This window comes from Streptomyces tibetensis (assembly GCF_007655005.1).
Taxonomy (GTDB): domain Bacteria; phylum Actinomycetota; class Actinomycetes; order Streptomycetales; family Streptomycetaceae; genus Streptomyces; species Streptomyces tibetensis.
In genome coordinates this window covers 122,939-143,054 of record NZ_SZVW01000002.1, presented here as the reverse complement: position 1 = coordinate 143,054, position 20,116 = coordinate 122,939, and the positions used below count along the sequence as shown (strand labels likewise).

Below are 20,116 nucleotides of genomic sequence, written 5' to 3'. Positions count from 1 at the left end.
CTGACAGCCATGAACAACTCCGTCAGGAACACCGCCCGGTTGCTCGGGGCAGGCCTGCGAGCACTCCTCGTGCTGACCCTCGTGACGGGCGTCCTCTACCCGCTCGTCGTCACCGGCATCGCCCAAGGACTGTTCCTGGGCAAGGCGAACGGCTCCGAGGTGGAGGCGGGCGGCAGGGTGGTCGGCTCGTCCCTGATCGGCCAGCAGGGCTACAGCCTGGACTACTTCCAGCCACGCCCCGCCGACGGCCTGGGCGAGAACTCCCTCAACACCCAGTACAAGCTGATCCTCTCCGGCGCCACCAACCTGTCCGCAGACAACGAGAAACTGGTCAGGTCGGTGCGGGCTGCCAAGGCCGAGGTGGTGAAGGAGAACTCGACAGCCGGCCACCGGGTGAACCCGGCCGACGTCCCCGCCGACGCCGTCACCTCATCCGGCTCCGGCCTCGACCCCGACATCTCCCCGCGCTACGCCGACCTGCAGGTCCACCGGGTCGCCGAACGCAACCACCTGCCCGTCGCGCAGGTCCGGCGCCTCGTCGACCGGCACACCGAGAGCCGCACGCTGGGCTTCCTGGGCGAGCCCCGCGTGAACGTCCTGGAACTCAACATTGCGCTCAAGGGTCTCGTGGCGGAGAGGTGACGGCCGTCATGTGCTGTGCGCCGCATGGCCCGGCCGGGCCATGCGGCGCACAGCACATGAGGACGAGGGCAGTCGGCAGTGTGTGCGCCGTGCGCCCGGGTAGATGAACGACCGAAAGGTTGCTCGGAACACGAACAACCACTTGGCAACACGAACAACAACGAAAGAGCCCCGTATGGTCATCCCGCTTATGAAGCAGGCGGAAGATGAGCCGGGCGCGGACGAGCGGGCCATCCTGCGCTACGGCGTGGTCTGGGCCGAAGACGCAGCGTGTGCCGTCGAGGCACGCCGGGCGCTGCACGCGTTTCTGTCGCACGTACCGTGTACCGGCCGCACACCCGTGCCGGCCCCGCTCGCGATCGACGCCGAACTGGTCGTCAGTGAACTGGTCACCAATGCGATCCGGCACGCACCCGGCCCGTGCGGGATGACCCTCCGGCTGTCCGGCGACGGACTGGCCATCACCGTCTGGGACACCTCCGTCGAGCAGCCGGTGGTCATGAGGCGCGACGGGCAGCGCTTCGGCGGCCACGGGATGCACGTGGTGCACACCGTCAGCAGCGAGGTGTCCGTCGTCTTCCTGGGCGACGGCAAGGAGATCACCGCCTGCCTGCGCCCCGTGCCGAACGACGGCCCCGACGAGATCCTCGAAGCGGGCCCTGCCGCTTGACGCCGACGACGTCCCCTCCGCCCGGCGGCGTTCACCACCCGGTGAACAGCAGATGGTTCAGGAGCAGCGCGAGCAGTGCCTGGGCGGCGAGCCAGAGGCGAGGGCGGGTGAGGAACGCGCAGGCCGGGAGCAGCCACAGGGCGAAGGGGAGCCAGATGCGTTCCGTCTCCGCCTTGCTCATGCCGGACAGGTCGGCGACCAGGAGCGCGGCCAGCGCTGCGCACACCAGGCATGCGAGGCGGAGGTCGGCCCGGGGCCCCGTGCGATGCCGGACCAGCACGGCAGCCGTCCGCCGCAGCCCCGCCACCGTCGACAGGCCCGTGATGAGCACCGCGCAGGCCAGGTTGGCCCACACCCAGTAGCCGTAGGGGCGGATGCCGCCCGCGCCCTGGCCGTAGCGCGTGACCAGCAGGCGGTAGGCCTCCCACCAGTCGAAACCCGCGAGCGTGAACACCGTGGGAACCACGGCGAGCCCGGCGAGCAGCGCCGCCGGCAGCACCGGGCGTCGACGTACCTCGCGGCGGCCGAGCACCAGGGCCGCCGCCACGATCAGCGCGACGAGAGTGAGGCCGTACGACAGGGAGCAGGTCAGGCCGAGCAGCAGGCCGGACGCGACCGCCCACCCCGGGGATCTCCGGGTGACCGCCAGCGCCGAAAGCGCCACGGCCCATGCCGCCACCGCCGCGAAGTACGCGTCGGCCGAGGTGCCCATCCACACGGCCGCCGGGGCCAGGACCAGGAAGGGGGCCGCGTGGCGGGCGAGCGCCTCGTCGGCCAGGGCGCGGATCGCGACCAGCACGGCCACGCAGGCGGTCGCCCCGACCATGACGCACCACATCCCTGCCCAGCCCCCGCCCCGCAGCCCGATCCGGTCGAGCAGCACGAAGGTGAGGGTGGCGGCGGGCGGGTGCCCGGCGACGTGGGCGGGCCAGTTGTCGGGGGAGTCGAGCAGGATGTGCCCGGTGAAGCCCCGCAGCGCTGCCGGGATGTCGTCGAACCGGTCGATGACCCGCAGGTATTCGTGGCGGGTGGTGAGCCTGCCGGCGATGCCCCGGTGCCATCCGTCGACCAGGGCGAGGGAGAGGATCCACACCGTGGCCGTGCCCCAGGCGGCCGGGAGCAGGGCGCGCCAGGGGAGCCGGGCCGCCAGACCGGGCCCGTACGCCACGGTGGCGACCGCCACCAGGACGGCGGCCGGGGTGCCGGGGCCCAGGTGCGGCCCCCAGGACGCCAGCAGCGGGGGCCAGTCGACGAACAGCGTCCGGCTGGTGTCCTCGATGTGGCGGCCGGCCAGTACGGACGCCACCACGAGCAGCGCGGCGGCCCCGGCGGCGCGGACATCGCGGCGCAGGCCTCGGGACGGCGTGGTCGAAGGGGTGCGGATCACACCGGCACGCTAGGCCGCGCGGCCGGTCGCGGACCGCCGATCGGGCCCGACGTCAGCGTTTCGTCATGGGTCGCGCCCCCTTTCGCGGGGTGTTCGCGGCCTACCGTCGGCACATGCGAGACGATCCACGCGATCCGCGGCTCCCCACGTCCCCCGGCTTCTGGCGCAGCCCCCTGCGGGGCCCCTGGTTCACCTCGGTGCTGGGCCTGGTCCTCCTGGCCGGCATCACCGTGCTGTTCGTGACGGGACTCCTCTCGTACGCCGCCTACAACCCGGACCTGTCGCCGGTCAACGACAAGACCCCGGACAAGGGGATCCTCGGCTTCTACCTGTTCGCCTGGCCGACGGACCCGCACTGGCTGTACCGGCTGAACCAGGGTGTCCACGTCACCCTCGGCATCACCCTGATCCCCGTGCTGCTCGCCAAGCTGTGGTCCGTCGTGCCGAGGCTGTTCGCCCTGCCGCCGGCCCGCTCGCTCGCCCACGCCCTGGAGCGGATCTCGCTGCTGCTGCTGGTCGGGGGCGGGCTGTTCGAGTTCGTGACCGGCGTCCTCAACGTCCAGCTCGACTACGTCTTCCCGGGCTCGTTCTACCCCCTGCACTTCTACGGCGCCTGGGTGTTCTTCGCCGCCTTCGTGGCCCACGCCCTGCTGAAGACGCCCACGGCCCTGCGCAGTGTGCGGCGGCTGCGGGAGGAGAAGAGCGACCTGGTCTCCCCGCGTCCCGCCGAGCCGACCGTCTCCCGGCGGGGCGCCCTGTGGTTCGTCGGGGGCGGCTCGCTGCTGTTGTTCGTCACGACCGTGGGGCAGAACTTCGGCGGCCCGCTGCGGCGCACCGCCCTCCTCGCCCCGCACGGCGGCGGCGAACCCGGCAGCGGCCCGAACGGCTTCCAGATCAACAAGACCGCCGCGTACGCCGGGATCGACTCCGCCGAGGCGGCCGAGGACGCCTGGCGGCTCGTCGTGACGGGACGTACCGGAACGGTGCGCCTCAGCCGGGCCCGGCTCGCGGAACTTCCCTTGCACAGCTCGGCGTTGCCCATCGCCTGCGTGGAGGGCTGGTCCACGCCGGACCAGTGGTGGCGCGGGGTGCGGCTGCGTGACCTCGCGGCCCTCGTCGGGTACGAGGACGATCCGCCGGACGTGTTCGTCGAGTCCCTCCAGCGGCACGGCGCCTTCCGGAAGGCCGCGCTGCGCGCCAACCAGGTGGCCGACCCGCGTTCCCTGCTCGCCCTGTACGTCAACGGCGAGGACCTGTCCCCCGACCACGGCCACCCGGCGCGGATCATCGTGCCCGCGGCGCCCGGCGTGCTGAACACCAAGTGGGTGGCCCGGATGACGTTCGGAGACCTGTGATGCGGAGACCTGTGATGCGGGGGCGCCTCGTGATCGGCAGCCCCCTGCAACTCCTGCTGCTGTCCTGCTCGTTCGCCCTCGCGGCCTACGCGGGCGTGCGCCTGGCGGCCGGCGACTGGTTCGGCGTGGCCCTGTGGGTCGTGGGCGCCGCGGTGCTGCACGACCTCGTGCTGCTGCCGCTGTACGCGGCGGCGGACCGGGCACTGCTGCGGGGGCTCGACGGGGCCCGCCGCCGGGAGTGGGCGATGTACGTACGCGTACCGGCCGCCCTCTCCGGGCTGCTGCTCCTCGTGTGGTTCCCGCTGATCAGCTCCGTGGTGGAGGCGCGCTACCGGTCCGCCACCGGCCTGCCGCCGGGGGTGTTCCTCACGCGCTGGCTGCTGATCACCGCTGTTCTCTTCGGTGGCTCGGCGCTGCTGCTGGTGGTGCGGCTGCCACGACTGCGCAGGGCGGCGAAACGCCGCCCGCCCGCCGTCCACTGACCGGCCCGCTCCCAGTCCCGCGCGTGCCGGAGCAGCGCACGGGTGCCGAGCCGCGCCCAGGGGAAAGGGGCGCCGGAGGCGGCGCGGGCATCGGTGATGTGGACGTCCAGGCGTTCGTCGACGTCCGCCGGGGCGGTCTCGGCGATCAGCAGGCCGCCGGGGCGCAGGAGCTCCGCGACCCGCTGCAGCAGGGCGCACGGGTCGCCGCCGATGCCGATGTTCCCGTCCATGAGCAGCACGGTGTCCCAGCGGCCCTCACCGGGCAGGGTCGCGAAGACGGAGCGCCGCAGCGCCCGTCCACCGAGCCGGACGCTGTGCTCGACCGCGGCCCCGCTGACGTCGATCCCGAGGGCGGTCCGGCCCTGGGCGGCCAGTTCCGCCACGAGCCGTCCGGGTCCGCACCCCACGTCCAGCACGGCCCCCTCGCACCGGTCCAGCACGTCCCGGTCGACCGCGTCGGCCCGGGCGCACCAGCGTTCCACCTCCAGCGGCAGCAGCCAACCGTCCGGGCGCCGCAGGAACAGAGGGCCGCGGCCGGCCCGCAGGGCGGCGTCATAGGGACCGGCGTCGGACCAGGCCGGGGCGGTGGCGGGCGGGGCGCTCATCGAGGACCGGCCGTCGATGCGGACGGCGTGGTGTCGGACTGCCCGGCGGACGGCACGGTGTCGGGCGGCCCGGCGGACGGCACGGTGTCGGGCGGCCCGGCCGACGGCCCGGCGGCGGGCGGCCCGGCGGGCGTGCACCGGGCGAGCCGCGCCGCGAAGCGCCCCCGCGGGGCCATCGCGGCCACCGCGTGGGCGTCTGGAGCGGTGTCGACATCGCGCAGGGGCGGCAGGTCGCGCACCCGCAGTCCCGCCGCGACGAGCCGTCCCCGCTGTACGGCACCCGTCACCGGTGTCGACATGGGCACGCCCCGCAGCAGAGCGGGGTCCGGACACGCCAGGCCGAGGGCCCAGAAGCCGCCGTCCTCGGCGGGGCCGAACCAGGCGTCGCAACCGGCGAAGTCCACGGTGAGCAGCTCCGGGGTCACCTGCGGGGTGTCCATGCCGATGAGCAGGGCCGGGCCGGTGCAGCGCGCGAAGGCCTCCGCCAGGCGCTCGTCCAGACGCCCCGCGCACTGCGCCACGACGTCGAAACCGGGCGGCAGCCAGGGGCCGGGGGCGCCGTCGAGCACGAGGACGCGCCGGGTGGCGGGCGCGGCGGCCACGGCCTGCAGGGTGTCCGCGAGGGCCGCTTCGGCCAGTGCGGCCGCCTGCTGGGGGGTGAACGGTGGCGTGAGCCGGGTCTTCACCCGGCCCGGCCGCGGCTCCTTGGCGATGACGAGGAGCGTGGTCAACGGACCGTTCCCCCTTCTTGCTCGGAGGCTTCGTGGGCCGGGGTTTCGTGCGACGGGGTGTTGTGCGCCGAGGTCTCGTGGGCCGGCGTGTCGCGCGGCGGGGTGCCGTGCGCCGGGGGTTCGGCCAGCACGCGGCTCATGTCCCGTACGGCCTGCCACGTACCGCGCCACGTGCCGGTCACCTTCGAGGCGCCCGTGCGCGGCAGATACGGCACGTCGTGCTCCTCGATCCGCCATCCCGCGTCGGCCGCGCGGACCACCATCTGGAGCGGATAACCGCTGCGCCGGTCGGTGAGGCCGAGGGCGAGCAGCGGCTCACGGCGGGCGGCGCGCAGGGGACCGAGGTCGCGCAGGCGCAGCCCGGTGCGCCGGCGCAGCATCCGCGCCAGTGCGAGATTGCCGGCCCGGGCATGCGGTGGCCACGCGCCCCGCCCCTGCGGACGCCGCCGCCCGAGCACCAGGTCGGCCCGTCCGTCGCGCACTTCGCGCACGAAGGGGACCAGGAGAGCGGGGTCGAGGGAGGCGTCACAGTCGCAGAAGCACACCACCTCGGCGGTGGCGGCCGTCAGCCCGGCGTGGCAGGCCGCGCCGAAGCCCCGCCGCGGCTCGTGCAGCACGGTCGCGCCCCGCGCTCGGGCGACATCGGCCGAGCCGTCCGTGGAACCGTTGTCGACGACGAGTGCGCGCCAGCCCGGCGGAATCCGTTCGAGCACCCAGGGAAGGGCCTCGGCCTCGTTCAGGCAGGGCAGCACCACGTCGACGTCCGAAGGTGTCGTCGTCACGGTTTCACCCTACGAACGCGAATCGGGCATACCGGACCATCGGTCCTTACGAAACGCGGACGTCGGCGGTCAGCGCGGCTACCGGGCCCCCGCCGACGGCGGCGCGGTGCCAGGCTGGAGACATGCAACAGCAGCCGTACGAGCCCGTCGGGACCGAGGGCGGGTCCCCGAGGATCCTGGTCGTGGACGACGATCCGACCGTCGCCGAGGTCGTCGCCGGGTACCTGGACCGCGCCGGTTACCGCGTCGACCGCGCCGACGACGGCCCGGCCGCCCTCACCCGCGCCGCCGCGCACCGCCCCGACCTGGTGGTGCTCGACCTGATGCTGCCCGGCATGGACGGCCTGGAGGTGTGCCGGCGGATCCGCGGACAGGGGCCCGTGCCCGTCATCATGCTCACCGCCCGCGGCGACGAGGACGACCGCATCCTGGGTCTTGAGGTCGGCGCCGACGACTACGTCACCAAGCCCTTCAGCCCTCGCGAACTCGTCCTGCGTGTCGAGTCGGTGCTGCGCCGCAGCCGCCCCGCCGCCACGGGAGGCCGGCTGGGAGCGGCCGGTCTCACCGTGGAGCCGGCGGCCCGCCGGGCCACCAAGAATGGCACCGAACTCGCCCTCACCCTGCGCGAGTTCGACCTGCTCTCCTTCTTTCTGCGGCACCCGGGGCGGGCGTTCGGCCGCGAGGACCTGATGCGCGAAGTCTGGGGGTGGGACTTCGGTGACCTGTCGACGGTCACGGTCCACGTCCGCCGCCTGCGCGGCAAGGTCGAGGACGACCCGGCCCGGCCCCGCCTGATCCAGACGGTCTGGGGCGTGGGCTACCGCTTCGAACCCGGTGAACCCGGTGAACCCGGTGTACTCGGTGTACCCGGCGATGGGGGCGACCGGCCGTGAGCGACACCGTCCTGATCGCCCTGTACGCCTTCGCCGGTGCCGCCGCGACGGGGCTGGCCGGAGCGGGCGTGCTGCGCCTGATCCGCCGCCGTTCGCTGACCGTCTCCCTCGCCGTGGTGGCGGCGGTCGGCGTCGTCGCGATGCTCGCCGGCACGCTCGCCGTCGCCTGGGCGATGTTCCTGTCGGCGCACGACCTGACCGTCGTCACCACGGTCGTCGCCATGGCGGCCGTCGTCTCGCTGGCCACCGCCCTGCTGCTGGGCCGGTGGGTCGTCGCCCGCAGCCGTGAACTCGCCGTGGCCGCGCGTTCCTTCGGGGACGGCGGGGACTTCGCCGCACCCGACGGGCCCGCCACCGCCGAACTCGCCGCCCTGAGCCGAGAGCTGGCGGCCACCAGCGCCAGGCTGGCCGAATCCCGGGACCGGGAACGCGCCCTGGAGGCGTCCCGCCGTGAACTCGTCGCCTGGATCTCGCACGACCTGCGCACTCCGCTGGCCGGTCTGCGCGCCATGTCGGAGGCTCTGGAGGACGGCGTCGCCGCCGACCCGAACCGCTATCTCCGGCAGATGCGCACCGAGGTCGAACGCCTCAACGACATGGTCGGCGACCTCTTCGAGCTCTCCCGCATCCACGCCGGGACCCTCGCGCTGACGCCCACCCGGATCTCCCTGTACGACCTCGTCGGCGACGCCCTCGCCGGCGTCGACCCCCTCGCCCGCGAGTACGGGGTGCGGCTGGTCGGCGGCCGTATCGAGCCGGTGCCGGTGGAGGTGGACGGCAAGGAGATGAGCCGGGTGCTGGGCAACCTGCTGGTCAACGCCATCCGCCGGACCCCGGCCGACGGCACGGTCGCCATCGCCGCCGAGCGTTCGCCCGAGGGCGTCGTCCTGTCCGTGACGGACGCCTGCGGCGGTATCCCCGAGGAGGACCTGCCGCGCGTCTTCGACACCGGCTGGCGCGGCACACACGCCCGGACGCCCCCGGCGGGTGCGGGCCTGGGCCTCGCCATCGTCCGCGGCATCGTGGAGGCCCACCAGGGGCGGACCGGCGTACGCAACATCCCCGGCGGCTGCCGCTTCGAGGTGGTGCTGCCGGCCGCCGCGTCCTGAAGACGGGCCGAGGCCGTCGAGGCCTGTCTCGCGCGTGTCCCCGCGGGCGCACGTGTCCTGCGGGCGGTCGTGTCCTGATGGCCGGCCACGACCATCGGGTCTGTCCTTCGTGTCCCCCGCGGCGGTCGTGTCCCCGTGGGCGCTCCTGTCCTGCGGGCGGTCGTGTCCTGCGGGCTCTCGTGTCCTGATGGCGGCCGCGACCATCGGGTCGGTCCTTCGCGCGTCCCCGCACGCGGCCGCGTCCTGCACCCGGCCGCAGCCGGCGGGTTCATCCCTCGCGCATCCCTGCCCGGGCGAACTCCCTCATGCCCTCCTCGAAGCCGACTTCGGGCTTCCAGCCCAGCTCCGCCCGCAGCCGGGACGAGTCCGCGGTGATGTGCCGGACGTCCCCGAGCCGGTACTCACCCGTGACGACCGGCTCGGGCCCGCCGTACGCGGCGGCCAGGGCCCGGGCCATCCCGCCCACGGTGTGCGGGTCGCCGCTGCCGGTGTTGTAGGCGGTGAGCGCGCCGCGGGCTGCGGCCTCGGCCTCCAGCGCGACGGCGTTCGCCGCCGCCACGTCCCGCACGTGCACGAAGTCCCTGCGCTGCAGCCCGTCCTCGAAGACCCGGGGGGCCTCGCCCCTCGCGAGCGCGGAGCGGAAGAACGAAGCGACACCGGCGTAGGGGGTGTCCCGTGGCATGCCCGGCCCGTACACGTTGTGGTAACGCAGCGACACCGCCGACCCGCCGGTGCAGCGGGCCCAGGCGGCGGCCAGATGCTCCTGGGCGAGTTTGGTCGTCGCGTACACGTTCCGCGGATCGGCCGGGGCGTCCTCGCGGACCAGCCCCGGGGAGAGGTCCTGCCCGCACTCCGGACAGGCGGGCTCGAACCGGCCCGCGTCGAGAGCGGCGACGGCCCGCGGCCCGGGCCTGACCACCCCGTGCCGCGCGCACACGTACCGCCCCTCCCCGTAGACGACCATCGACCCGGCGAGCACGAGGGCGCGTACTCCCGCCTCCGCCATGGCCGCGAGCAGCACGGCCGTCCCCAGGTCGTTGTGCGAGACGTAGTCCGCCGCGTCGGCGACCCCGTCGCCGAGCCCGACCTTCGCGGCCTGGTGGCACACGGCGTCCACATCGGCCAGGGCACGGCCCACCGCTGCGGGGTCCCGCACGTCCGCCGCGGGATCCTCCCGCACGTCGAACACGATCGCCTCGTGCCCGCGCTCCCGCAGGGCGGCGACCACATGAGACCCGATGAACCCGGCACCGCCGGTGACCAGTACGCGCATACGGGCACGCTAGGCGCTCACCGCCGCCGCCTCGCGGGAGCACGGCCGTACGTCATGACTCCGTAAGACGTGCCCGGGTGCGCCGAACCGGAACAAAACGGACTCCGTGGGAGACCCTGCCCCCATGACAGCACCCTCCGCATCCGATGCGGCCCACCGCTTCGACGACCTGACCGCCCTCTACATCAACTGCACCCTCAAACCCTCTCCGCAGCGCAGCCACACCCAAGGTCTGATCGACAAGAGCCGGTCGATCATGGACGGGGCGGGAGTGACCACGGAGCTGCTGCGCGCCGTCGACCACGACATCGCACCCGGCGTCTACCCGGACATGACCGAGCACGGCTTCGCCTCGGACGCCTGGCCGGCGCTGTACGAGAAGGTCATGGCGGCGGACATCCTGGTCCTGGCCGGGCCGATCTGGCTGGGTGACAACAGCTCCGTCACCAAGCAGGTCATCGAGCGCCTCTACGCCTGCTCCTCGCTGCTCAACTCCCAAGGGCAGTACGCCTACTACGGCCGTGTCGGGGGTTGTCTCATCACCGGCAACGAGGACGGCATCAAGCACTGCGCGATGAACGTCCTCTACAGCCTCCAGCACCTCGGCTACACGATCCCGCCCCAGGCGGACGCGGGCTGGATCGGCGCGGCCGGACCCGGACCGTCGTACCTGGACCCGGACTCGGGCGGCCCGGAGAACGACTTCACCAACCGCAACACCAGTTTCATGACCTGGAACCTGATGCACATCGCGGCCCTGCTGAAGCGCGCCGGAGGGGTCCCCGCCCACGGCAACCAGCGCTCGCAGTGGGACGCCGGCTGCCGCCCGGGGGCGGACAACCCCGAGCACCGCTGACCGGCGGGGCCGGCCCGGTGGTGCCAGTTCTTACGCGATGGTGACGCGCCCCCGGAACCGGTGGTCGCTCCCCGTCCCAGCGGTCACGGTGGTCACACCTGACACGGGAACGGAAAGGTCACCATGAACCAGGGACACAGGCGCAACCGCACACGCCGCAACGCGATAGTCCTGGCCGCCGGGCTGGCCGCGGGCGGTGTCGGACTCGCGTTGGTCACCATGCAGGCCAACGCGACCGACGCCCCGCCTGCCACCACCCGCGCGGCCGCACCCCTGTCCTGCCCCTCCGTGGCGGACCGCCTGCCGGACGTGCCCCGGCAGGCGCGTGCCGAGGTCGACCGCAACCTGCGGCTGCTGCAGACCCAGATCACCGAGGCCGGCAACCGGCTGGCCGCCACGCGCGGCCAGGGCGGCCCGGACTTCGTGCGCAACGCCGTCCTCGGCCCCCTCAAGGACAAGCGGGCCGCCACCGTCGACCGCATCGCCATCGCGATCAGCCGCACCGGCGCACCCCGGCCGCAGGGCTTGGACAGCCTGGCCGCCTGCACGCTTGCGGGTGCCCGAGGGGGGCAGCAGGGCCAGCAGGGGCAGAAGGGCCGGGGGGAGCAGGGGCAGGGAACGAGTCCGTCCCCGGCTGCGGGCAACGGCCCGGCGCCCGAGGACTTCGTGGACATCACCAAGGTCGCCCGCAACGTGCCCGCCCCGCCCCGCGGCAACCGCAACGCCTCCAAGGGCGCCTTCACGACCCGCTGCGGTGCCAACGCGGAGGGACGGCACAACTCCGACAACGTGATCGTCGCCCCTGGCGTGGGCAACGGCGCCCACCACACCCACGACTACGTCGGCGCCGTCGGTGTCGACGCCTTCACCACCGACGACAGCCTCGCCGCGGCCCGCACCACCTGCACCAACGGCGACCGGTCGACCTACTACTGGCCGGTGCTGCGCGACCGCCGCGGAGTCGAGAAGGCGGACGCGGGCTCGCCCGGCGGTGGAGCAGAGGGCAACGTCGGCAAGATCCTCACCCCCACGTCCGCGAGCCTCACCTTCGTCGGCAGCCCCACCACCAAGGTGGTCGCCATGCCGCGTTTCCTGCGCATCATCACCGGTGACGCGAAGGCCGACGCCAACGGCGGAGCCAACGCCAACGCGGCCTGGTCCTGCACCGGCTTCGAGAACCGCGTCCAGCTCAAGGACAAGTACCCGATCTGCCCGGCGGGCAGCGAGGTGGTGCGCACCGAGCGGTTCCAGAGCTGCTGGGACGGCCGGAACACCGACAGCGCCAACCACCGCAGCCACGTCGCCTTCGCCGACGCCCGGGGGAGGTGCCCGGCCGGCTTCAAGGCGGTCCCGCAGCTCGTACAGCGCCTCACCTACAGCGGTCTGGCGGGCAGCACCGCCTTCGCCGTGGACAGCTTCCCCGAGTCGCGTCACAAGCCCATAACCGACCACGGCGACTTCATCGACGCGATGCCCGAGCGACTGATGAAGCAGGCCGTCACCTGCATCAATTCCGGCCGTCGCTGCGGCTGAGACCGCTGCGGCCGCCCGCGTCACAGCCGTTCCTCGCACCAGGGGAGGGCGTGAGGCTCGTCGACCGCTCGGCCTCCGGGCGCCTGGCGGGGTCGAAGCCGCTCGAAGAGGCCCCGCGGCAAGGAGCCGCTCAGGCCGAGAGGAGCCCTCCAGGCCGTTCCCCCGGCCGCCTCAGGCCTCACGTGGTGGGAACTCGGTCTCCTTCGCCGTGGTGATCCGGGCGCCCATGTTGCGCTCCATCATCTCCAGGGCCGCGGAGGCCAGGTGGGGATGGATGGAGGCGACGGCGTCCCTCGGTACCGTCACCTCCAGGTGACGGATGTGCGCGTCCAGGGCGGAGTACAGGACGCACTGCTCGGTGACCTGGCCGGTCAGCACCACGTGCCCGACGTCCAGGCTCCACAGCAGGTAGGACAGGGGCGTCTCGAAGAAGACCGAGTGGCGGGCCTTCATGACGAACAGCGACCGGTCGTCGGGCCGGATGGGCTCGATCAGGTGGGCGTTCGGCTGGGACAGGGCCGCGTCCAGCAACTCTCCGTGGTGCGAACGCCACAGGCCGAAGTTGTCGTTCACGTAGATCACGGGGACGTCCGCCTCCCGGGCCCGGCCGAGCAGCTCCGTCAGGACGGGCACGACCGGCTCGACGGACGGCACGAGGAGCTCGGCGTCCTCGTGGTCGTAGGTGTTGATCATGTCGATCACGATCAGAGCCGACCGCGTAGGGTCCGCGCCACGTGCCATGCCGTCCACCGTCCGTCCGGTGCTGTCACTCATGGGATCCGGCGAGTTCTGGTCGGGGTGGAGGTCGAAGCATCGGATCTCCCGGGTGGAGCGTGTGGTGCGGGTTCGGGGAACGCACTGCTGAGTACCCGGGGGCGCGGCGGACGTAACGATCCGCCCGGGCGTCGTCGGTCCGTGAGGACGGCGTCGCGGTTAATCCACCCCGGGTCGTGGGCCGCCTCGTGCAGAAAGTCGGCGACGTCCGCCTCAGAGGAAGACGCGGGCCACCTCCAGCCACTTCTGTGCGTCCACGCCGGTCGCCGTCATCGGTCTCGGACCAGGGGCGACGCCGGGTGACCCACAGGCAGAAGTCGACAGGGCCGCCCTGTACCCGTTGCGCGGCAGCCTCGGGGCGCCACACCCAGTCGGGGCGAACAGGATCGCCGCCCAGGACGCCCCGACCCGGCAGGGTGCCGACGGAGGACGACGGGGAGGAAGGCCGCTGCGGCGAGGCCACGGCGCGGCGCCGGAGCGCTGTGCGGGAAGGGCGGTTTCACCGGCTGCGGCGATGCCGCGGGCTTGCTCTCCTTGCCCGGCCGGCTCTCCTCGGCGGAGCGACTCGTCGCGCCGGGCCGGGTCTCCCTCGGCGGGCCAGGTCTGCGGGCCAGGTCTCCTCGGCAGGCGGTCTCCTCGGCGGGGCGGGCGGGTCGCTCGGGCGTCCCGGCTGCCTCTCGGTCGAGCGTACGTACGAGTGATCACGCAGCGGGACACGGGCAGGACACGCAGCGGGACACGGGCAGGACGCGCAGCGGGACACGGGCAGGACACGCGGCCGAAGAGAACGGGAGCCTGGTCGGCCGGACCCTTCAGTCGCGGCCAGAACCTGTCCGCAAGTCCCGCTACCGTGCCTCACATGACGAACACCAAGCGGAGCGTCACCGGCACGGCACCCCTGCTCGACGCGCGGGCCCTCAACCGCGCGACCCTCGACCGGCAGCTGCTCCTGCGCCGCTCCCGGCGCTCCGTCGCGGCGGCCGTCGAGCACCTGCTCGGCCTCCAGGCGCAGAACGTCAAACCGCCGTACTACGCGCTCGCCGCCCGGCTCGACGGGTTCGCCCCCGAGGCGTTGTCCCGGCTGATGGCCGACCGCGAGGCCGTCCGGATCGTCACGATGCGCTCCACGATCCACACCCACACCGCGGACGACTGCCTCACCCTGCGGCCGCTGGTGCAGCCCGCCCGCGACCGGGAGCTCGTCACCTTCCGCAAAGGCCTGGCCGGGGTCGACCTGGACCGGCTGGCCGGGCTCGCCCGCGACCTCGTCGAGACCGAGCCCCGCACCATGGGGCAACTGCGCGAGGCCCTGCTCAAGGAGTGGCCCGACGCCGATCCGCAGGCCCTGGCCGTCGCCGCGCGCTGCCGCCTGCCGCTGGTGCAGGTGACGCCGCGCGGTCTGTGGGGGCGAAGCGGGCAGGTCAGTCTCACCACCGCCGAGCACTGGCTCGGCCGGCCCGCACAGCCGGCGCCCACGCCCGACGCGGTCGTCCTGCGCTATCTCGCCGCCTTCGGCCCGGCCTCGGTGCAGGACATGCAGACCTGGGCCGGCATGACGCGTCTGCGCGACGCCTTCGAACGTCTCCGGCCGCAGCTCGTGACCTTCCGGGACGAAGCCGGCGTCGAGCTCTTCGACCTCCCCGACGCCTCCCGCCCCGACCCCGACACCCCGGCACCGCCGCGCTTCCTCCCCGAGTTCGACAACCTGCTGCTCTCGCACGCCGACCGCAGCCGCGTGATCCCGCCCGAGCACCGGGGCCGCTCGTGGAAGGGCAACATGGCCTACCGCACGCTCCTCGTCGACGGCTTCCTCGCGGGGCTGTGGCGGCTGGAGGAGGACGCGCTCGTGATCGAGCCCTTCGACCGGCTCTCCCGGAGCCAGAGGGACGACGTCACCGCCGAGGGGGAGCGGATGCTGCGCGTCATGCACCCGGGGTCGTCGCACGACGTCCGGTTCGGCGTCGTACGGACCTAGAGCCGCGGCACCAGGTTGCGTCGCGACATGGATAGGGGGCGTTGCGGGCCGCTCGTGGAGGCCCGCAACGCCCCCCGGTCAATCACCTGAGGGATACTCAGGAGCTAGTGGGCGGTCACGAGTTGACCTGCGTCGTGACCAGGTTGGAGAAGGTGGTCAGCCGGGTGTAGATACCCGGGTAACCGGCCTGGGCGCAGCCTTCGCCCCAGGAAGTGATGCCTGCCAGGACGCCCCCGATGAGCAGGGGGCCGCCGCTGTCGCCCTGGCAGGTGTCCACGCCGCCGGCGGTGTATCCGGCGCACACCATGTCGCTCTTCACGAACTGGGAGCCGTAGGAGCTTCCGCAGCTGGAGTCGGACACGGTCGGTACGGTCGCGGTGCGCAGCTGGTTGGAGCTGCTGCCGTTCGAGGCGGTGGTGCCCCAGCCGAGGATGCGGGCGGTGGAGCCGGCCGCGTACACCGAGGTCTGGGAGGCGGAGACGTACTTCGCCGTGGTGTACGGCATCGACGTCGACAGCGTCAGCACGGCCACGTCGTCGCCGTTGGTGGCGTCGGTGTAGCTCGGGTGGATCCATATCTTGCTGACTCTGCTGACGGTGCCGTTGGTGCCGTTGAGGTAGGTGCGGCCACCGACGACGCGCACGCTGCTCGTGGTCTCGCCGACCATGCAGTGCGCGGCGGTGACGACCTTCGTGGGCGAGACCAGCGTGCCACCGCAGAACTGGTTCTGCGAGGCGTCCGTGATCTGCATGACGAACGGGTACGCGGACGCCGTGGTCGTGGTGCCCCCGACGATCGGCTGGGGCGCGGCGACGGCCGTGGGGGCGGCGAGCAGCGCGGTCGTGGCGGCGGCGGCGGTCGCCGCGACGGCGGCGGCGGCCTTCTTGGCAGCGTTGAGCCCGAACATGGGGTCTCCTCGGGGAGTTGCCGGTGGGGGGTCGCGCGGGTGGTGGTGCACGGTGACCCTGACGCCTTTGTTCGGATCTCCGTGTGTCCGGCGAGCGGCACGCCCCAAAGCTAGAGCCACGACGAGGTGGCTCCCAATGAGGGAACCCCCTAAGGGAGTTGGGCAGGGATAACCCTCGGTCCGGCGCCGTAAACCCAGGTGGGGTCAGGTCGTGCGGCGGCCCGCGGCCAGCCGGACGATGTCCACCCGGGAGCGGATCCCGAGCTTGCGGTAGACCCGGGTCAGGGTCGCCTCGACGGTCTTGACGCTGATGAACAGGCGCGCCGCGATCTCCCGGTTGGTCGCACCCTCCATCACCAGCGAGGCGACCTGACGCTCCATCGCGGCGAGCCCCTCCAGCGCGTCCAGGGCGACGGGCGGCGCGGCGGCGGCCGGTTCCACCGCCGTGGGGCCGGCCGTGGCGGCGGCGTCGACCTGCCGCAGCCAGGGCAGCGCGCGGCAGCGCCGGAACAGCCGCGCGGCCTCGTCGTACGACACCGGCCCCGGCAGCGGCCTGGCCCCGGGGCGGGGGGAGGCCGCGGCCTGGGCACGCAGGCGGGCCAGCGCGAAGGCGGCCCGGGCCTCCTCCAGCCCGTACCCGAGCCGGCCGAGCCGGTCCTGCACGGACGTCAACCGGACGGCGGCGGCCTCGTGTTCGCCGCGTGCCGCCCGCACCAGCGCCTCGGCCCGGTCCAGGACGGCCAGCACACTCTGCCGGCCCAGCCGCAGCGCGTGCGCCCGGGTGGTGTCGATGACGTCCTGGGCCTCACCCGGTTCCCCGATGCGGACCAGCGCCTCGGCGAGGTCACCGTGCCAGCGCCCGCGCCCGGGGTCGTTGATGCCGAGGCCCTGCTCCAACTCCCGCACCCGGCGCAGCGAACGGACGGTGGCGGCCGGGTCGCCGGCCACCAACTGGGCGTAGCCCAGAGCCGCGAGAGCCCGGGAGAGGTACATCTGGTCGCCGTCGACCTCGGCGTGGTCCGCCGCCTCGCGGGCGAGGGCCAGGGCCCGGTCGACGTCCCCGGCCGAGGCCTCCGCGAGGGAGGCCAGCATGGCCGAGGCGCCCTCGCCGATCCCGGCGTCCCGGGCGAGCCGCAGGCTCTCGCGGGACAGGTCCAGGGCCCGGCCGCAGTGCCCGGAGCGCAGTTCCGTGTCGGCGAGGAAGCGCAGGAAGTGCACCTCGCTCTCGACCATGCCGCGCCGGCGCACCTCACGCAGCAGCGCGGTGATGGTCGCCCGCGCCTCGGGCAGCTGGTCGCTCATGATCAGCCAGCGGAACCGGGCCGACCCGGCGCCGTTGTGGTGGCAGGCCACGTACGGGTCCTGGGGCTCCTTCAGGGCCCGTTTGACGGTCACGGGGGCGTCCGGGTGGCCCATCAGGGTCTCCGTCGAGGCCTGGAAGGACAGCGCCATCAGCTCGGTGCGCCGGTCCCCGCCGCGGGCGGCCAGCTCCGCCGCGTGCGCGGCCTCCTGGCGGGCCTCGGCGAAGTCCCCCTCGACGACCAGGCCGCGCCAGGCCAGCTGGTAGTGGACCTGCGCGAGCAGGCACGGGTCGTCCCCCGCGTCGGCCAGGACCTGCGGGAAGACGGCGTCGACCTCGCCGAGGGCCTGCCCGGCCGCCTCGATGACCACCATCCAGGCCCGGACCCGCTCGGCGGGCACGGTGGCACGCGTCAGTACGTCGCGTGCGATGTCCCGGGCGAGATCGGCCTCGCCGGCGGTGATCGCGTCCTCCGCGGCCAGCAGACGCCGCTCGTCGGGGCCGGGGGTGCTGTCCGCCGGGGTGTGCCGGGCGGCGAGCAGCCCGAGCGAGGCGGCCATGGAGGGCGCCCCGCGGTCCCGGGCCAGCGCACCGGCCTCGGCGAGCCGGGCCGCGACCTCGGGGTCGGTGCCGGTGGTCGCCAGGGCCAGGTGTCGGGCCCGCTCGATCGGGTCGGAGGCCGCCGTCGACAGCGCGGCGTGCGCGGCCCGCCGCTCCTGCGCCGGGGCCTCCGCGTAGAGCGCGGCCGAGATCAGCGGATGCGCGAACCGCAGGGCCGGCGCCTCGGGGTCCGTGGCCAGCAGCCCCAGGGCCGCCGCCTGGGCCGTCTCGGCCTCGGCGTGCTCCCGCCCGGCCGCGTGCAGCAGCGCCAGGGTGGGACGGGCACCGGCACTGGCGACGAGGAGCGTGCGGCGCGCCTCGTCGGACAGCATCTCCAGCCGGCTCAGCACCAGGGCCCGCAGCGAGGTGGGCACGGGCAGCGGCTCGCCCGGCCGGGGCCGGGCCGGGCTCTCGGCCAGGGCCCTGCCCAGCTCAAGCGCGAAGAGCGGGTTGCCGCCGCTGGTGCGGTGGATGTCGCGGATCGTGGAGCGGGACAGGGGCGTGTAGCCGCGGTGGTCGAGCAGTGCGGAGACCTGCGTACGGTTCAGCGGGCCCAGCCGGACGGCGAGCGTGTCGGGCGGGGACGCGGGCAGGTGGCGGTCGTACTCCTGGCCCTCGGTCCGCACCGCGCACAGCATCTGCACGGGCGTGTCACCCAGCCGGCGGGCCGCGAAACCGAGCAGCTCCGCACTGGCGGCGTCCAGCCACTGCAGATCGTCGGCGACCACGAGCACCGGGCCCTTCGCGGCGAGGACGCGCAGCGCCGACAGCACCGCCAGGCGCAGCGCGAGCCCGTCCCGCTGGAGCGTGGACTCGCCACGGCCGGTGAGCGCCGACTCCAGGGCGGTGCGCTGGGCGCCGGGCAGCGCACCGGACACGTCGTCCAGGACCAGCCCGAACAGGTCGGCCAGCGCCAGGAAGGGCAGGTGGGATTCCGACTCGGTCGCCGAGCACCGCAACACCGTCCGGTCCGCACCGCCGTAATCCGCGGCCAGCGCCCGCAGCACCGTCGACTTTCCTATTCCGGCGGGTCCGTGGAGCAGCACACTGCCCCCTCGGCCGAGCTGCTCACGCGCCGCGGTGAACAGATCCTCCCGGCCGATGACCAGGTCGGGGCGGCTCCTGGGAGGCTCCTGGAAGTCCCGTCGTACGGTCACCGCTCCCCTCCCTGTGTCGTGTCCTGGCCAATATTAGGCAACGGTTCTTTGAATTTCGGAGGGACGACCTCGTGAGGGAAATAACAACACGTGACGGCGGCAGAATTCAGCGGACTCCCGAATGCCCCGGAAGACGGGGTCGGCGCCCTCTCCGGGGCCCCTCGGCGAAGCACTCGCGCAGGCATCACAGAAAACACCACAAACCTATGGCAACCACCCCGCCCGGCGCGCGGCGACCACGGCCTCGCCGCGGGTGCGGGCCCGCAGCTTCCGCATGGCCGACCGCAGGTACCCCTTGACGGTCTCCGGCGTCACGCCGAGGCGCTCCGCGGCGGCCGCGTTCGTCGCCCCCGCCGCCACGCACGCCAGGACGTCCACCTCGCGCGGTGCGAGCCTGACCCGCGCCGGCCCGGCGGACTCGGCCGTCAGCAGCGCACACACCTCGTGCACCTCCGCACGCAGCTCGGGGTCCGCGATCCGCGGGGCCAGCGCGCGCAGGGCCGCGTGCGCCTCCCGCACCCGCTCCCACCCCGGGCCCGCTCCGGCCCCGGCGGCGAGCGTGCGGACCTCGTCCCGGACGACCAGTGCCCGCTCCAGGTCCCGCGCCGCCTCCATGGCCGCGTCCAGCATCCGCCCGCCCAGCGGCTGGGACGTGCGCAGCGCCCCGTACAGCACCCCGCGCACCCGGTGCCGCACCACCACAGGCACGGCCAGCACCGAACGCAGCCCCTCCGCGGCCACCGGGGCGTCGTACTCGTGGCTGATCTGCCGCGACACCGAATAGTCCGTCACCACGCACGGCCGGGCCAGTGCCACCGTCTTGCCGCCGAGGCCGGTGCCGGAGGTCACCACCAGCGAGCGCAGGGCGTGCGTCGCCGTGCCGCTCAGTTCGCTGATACGCATCTGCTGCCCGGCCTCCAGCAGGCCGCCGAAGGCGACGGGAAGGCCGGTGCCCCGCCGCAGGCGCAGCAGCGCGCTGCGTATCTCGACCGCGTCGGACGCGTCCGTCGTCACCTGATCCGCCCCTTCGTCACGGCTCCTGTGCGGGCGCACCCCCCGTTCGGGGGTAGTGAGACCTGCATCAC

17 protein-coding genes are annotated in these 20,116 nt (G+C 73.7%); 8 read left to right on the top strand and 9 right to left on the bottom strand.

Features of this window, described 5'->3' with window-relative positions; translation table 11 throughout:
• Positions 1-9: 9 nt before the first annotated feature.
• The gene (locus FDO69_RS03145; protein ID WP_104778046.1) at positions 10-642 is read left to right on the top strand and encodes a potassium-transporting ATPase subunit C; all 633 of its coding nucleotides are present in this window, start codon (positions 10-12) and stop codon (positions 640-642) included.
• 175 nt (positions 643-817) lie between these two features.
• The gene (locus FDO69_RS03140) at positions 818-1,312 is read left to right on the top strand and encodes an ATP-binding protein (RefSeq protein WP_104778045.1); all 495 of its coding nucleotides are present in this window, start codon (positions 818-820) and stop codon (positions 1,310-1,312) included.
• 31 nt (positions 1,313-1,343) lie between these two features.
• Here the strand turns inward: FDO69_RS03140 and FDO69_RS03135 are convergent, their stop codons facing one another.
• Positions 1,344-2,699 (bottom strand): hypothetical protein, encoded by a 1,356-nt coding sequence (locus FDO69_RS03135; RefSeq protein ID WP_234387826.1) that lies wholly within the window; start codon positions 2,697-2,699, stop codon positions 1,344-1,346.
• Positions 2,700-2,812: 113 nt separating this feature from the next.
• On the opposite strand from FDO69_RS03135, the gene FDO69_RS03130 reads away from it, so the two are divergent.
• A complete protein-coding gene (locus FDO69_RS03130) occupies positions 2,813-4,054 on the top strand; it encodes a molybdopterin-dependent oxidoreductase (RefSeq protein WP_104778044.1) in 1,242 nt (413 codons plus the stop codon).
• 328 nt (positions 4,055-4,382) lie between these two features.
• On the opposite strand, the gene FDO69_RS42850 is transcribed toward FDO69_RS03130, so the two are convergent.
• The 3 genes from FDO69_RS42850 to FDO69_RS03110 are packed head-to-tail and all read right to left on the bottom strand — an operon-like array spanning position 4,383 to position 6,654.
• Entirely contained in the window at positions 4,383-5,141 is a 759-nt protein-coding gene (locus FDO69_RS42850; protein ID WP_104778043.1) for a class I SAM-dependent methyltransferase, read from the bottom strand.
• Complete coding sequence (locus FDO69_RS03115) at positions 5,138-5,872, bottom strand: TIGR04282 family arsenosugar biosynthesis glycosyltransferase (protein WP_104778042.1); 735 nt, start codon at positions 5,870-5,872, stop codon at positions 5,138-5,140. The genes FDO69_RS42850 and FDO69_RS03115 overlap by 4 nt, the downstream gene beginning before the upstream one ends.
• A complete protein-coding gene (locus FDO69_RS03110) occupies positions 5,869-6,654 on the bottom strand; it encodes a glycosyltransferase family 2 protein (protein WP_234387824.1) in 786 nt (261 codons plus the stop codon). The genes FDO69_RS03115 and FDO69_RS03110 overlap by 4 nt, the downstream gene beginning before the upstream one ends.
• 122 nt (positions 6,655-6,776) lie before the next feature.
• Here FDO69_RS03110 and FDO69_RS03105 point away from each other — a divergent pair, with 122 nt between their 5' ends.
• Together FDO69_RS03105 and FDO69_RS03100 are read left to right on the top strand one after the other, a co-directional pair.
• On the top strand, positions 6,777-7,547 hold the full coding sequence (locus tag FDO69_RS03105; protein ID WP_104778041.1) for a response regulator transcription factor: 771 nt from the start codon (positions 6,777-6,779) through the stop codon (positions 7,545-7,547).
• Positions 7,544-8,656, top strand: a complete 1,113-nt coding sequence (locus FDO69_RS03100) for a sensor histidine kinase (protein ID WP_104778040.1) — start codon at positions 7,544-7,546, stop codon at positions 8,654-8,656. The genes FDO69_RS03105 and FDO69_RS03100 overlap by 4 nt, the downstream gene beginning before the upstream one ends.
• Before the next feature lie 268 nt (positions 8,657-8,924).
• Here FDO69_RS03100 and FDO69_RS03095 read toward each other — a convergent pair whose 3' ends face one another.
• Positions 8,925-9,929, bottom strand: a complete 1,005-nt coding sequence (locus FDO69_RS03095; RefSeq protein ID WP_104778039.1) for an NAD-dependent epimerase/dehydratase family protein — start codon at positions 9,927-9,929, stop codon at positions 8,925-8,927.
• A 124-nt stretch (positions 9,930-10,053) separates the two neighbouring features.
• Here FDO69_RS03095 and FDO69_RS03090 point away from each other — a divergent pair, with 124 nt between their 5' ends.
• Complete coding sequence (locus FDO69_RS03090) at positions 10,054-10,785, top strand: flavodoxin family protein (protein ID WP_104778038.1); 732 nt, start codon at positions 10,054-10,056, stop codon at positions 10,783-10,785.
• Positions 10,786-10,908: 123 nt separating this feature from the next.
• Entirely contained in the window at positions 10,909-12,318 is a 1,410-nt protein-coding gene (locus tag FDO69_RS03085; protein ID WP_104778037.1) for a DUF1996 domain-containing protein, read from the top strand.
• Positions 12,319-12,489: 171 nt separating this feature from the next.
• Here the strand turns inward: FDO69_RS03085 and FDO69_RS03080 are convergent, their stop codons facing one another.
• Complete coding sequence (locus FDO69_RS03080) at positions 12,490-13,059, bottom strand: cysteine hydrolase family protein (protein WP_104778474.1); 570 nt, start codon at positions 13,057-13,059, stop codon at positions 12,490-12,492.
• A gap of 892 nt (positions 13,060-13,951) precedes the next feature.
• Here FDO69_RS03080 and FDO69_RS03065 point away from each other — a divergent pair.
• The gene (locus FDO69_RS03065) at positions 13,952-15,067 is read left to right on the top strand and encodes a winged helix DNA-binding domain-containing protein (protein ID WP_104778036.1); all 1,116 of its coding nucleotides are present in this window, start codon (positions 13,952-13,954) and stop codon (positions 15,065-15,067) included.
• Between the two features lie 115 nt (positions 15,068-15,182).
• Here FDO69_RS03065 and FDO69_RS03060 read toward each other — a convergent pair whose 3' ends face one another.
• The 3 genes from FDO69_RS03060 to FDO69_RS03050 all read right to left on the bottom strand — a co-directional run bounded on the left by FDO69_RS03060 (position 15,183) and on the right by FDO69_RS03050 (position 20,045).
• The gene (locus FDO69_RS03060) at positions 15,183-15,974 is read right to left on the bottom strand and encodes a S1 family peptidase (protein ID WP_104778035.1); all 792 of its coding nucleotides are present in this window, start codon (positions 15,972-15,974) and stop codon (positions 15,183-15,185) included.
• A gap of 204 nt (positions 15,975-16,178) precedes the next feature.
• On the bottom strand, positions 16,179-19,031 hold the full coding sequence (locus FDO69_RS03055) for a helix-turn-helix transcriptional regulator (protein WP_104778034.1): 2,853 nt from the start codon (positions 19,029-19,031) through the stop codon (positions 16,179-16,181).
• Between the two features lie 204 nt (positions 19,032-19,235).
• Positions 19,236-20,045, bottom strand: coding sequence for a helix-turn-helix transcriptional regulator (locus FDO69_RS03050; RefSeq protein WP_104778033.1), 810 nt, complete (start codon positions 20,043-20,045; stop codon positions 19,236-19,238).
• Between the last annotated feature and the right edge of the window lie 71 nt (positions 20,046-20,116).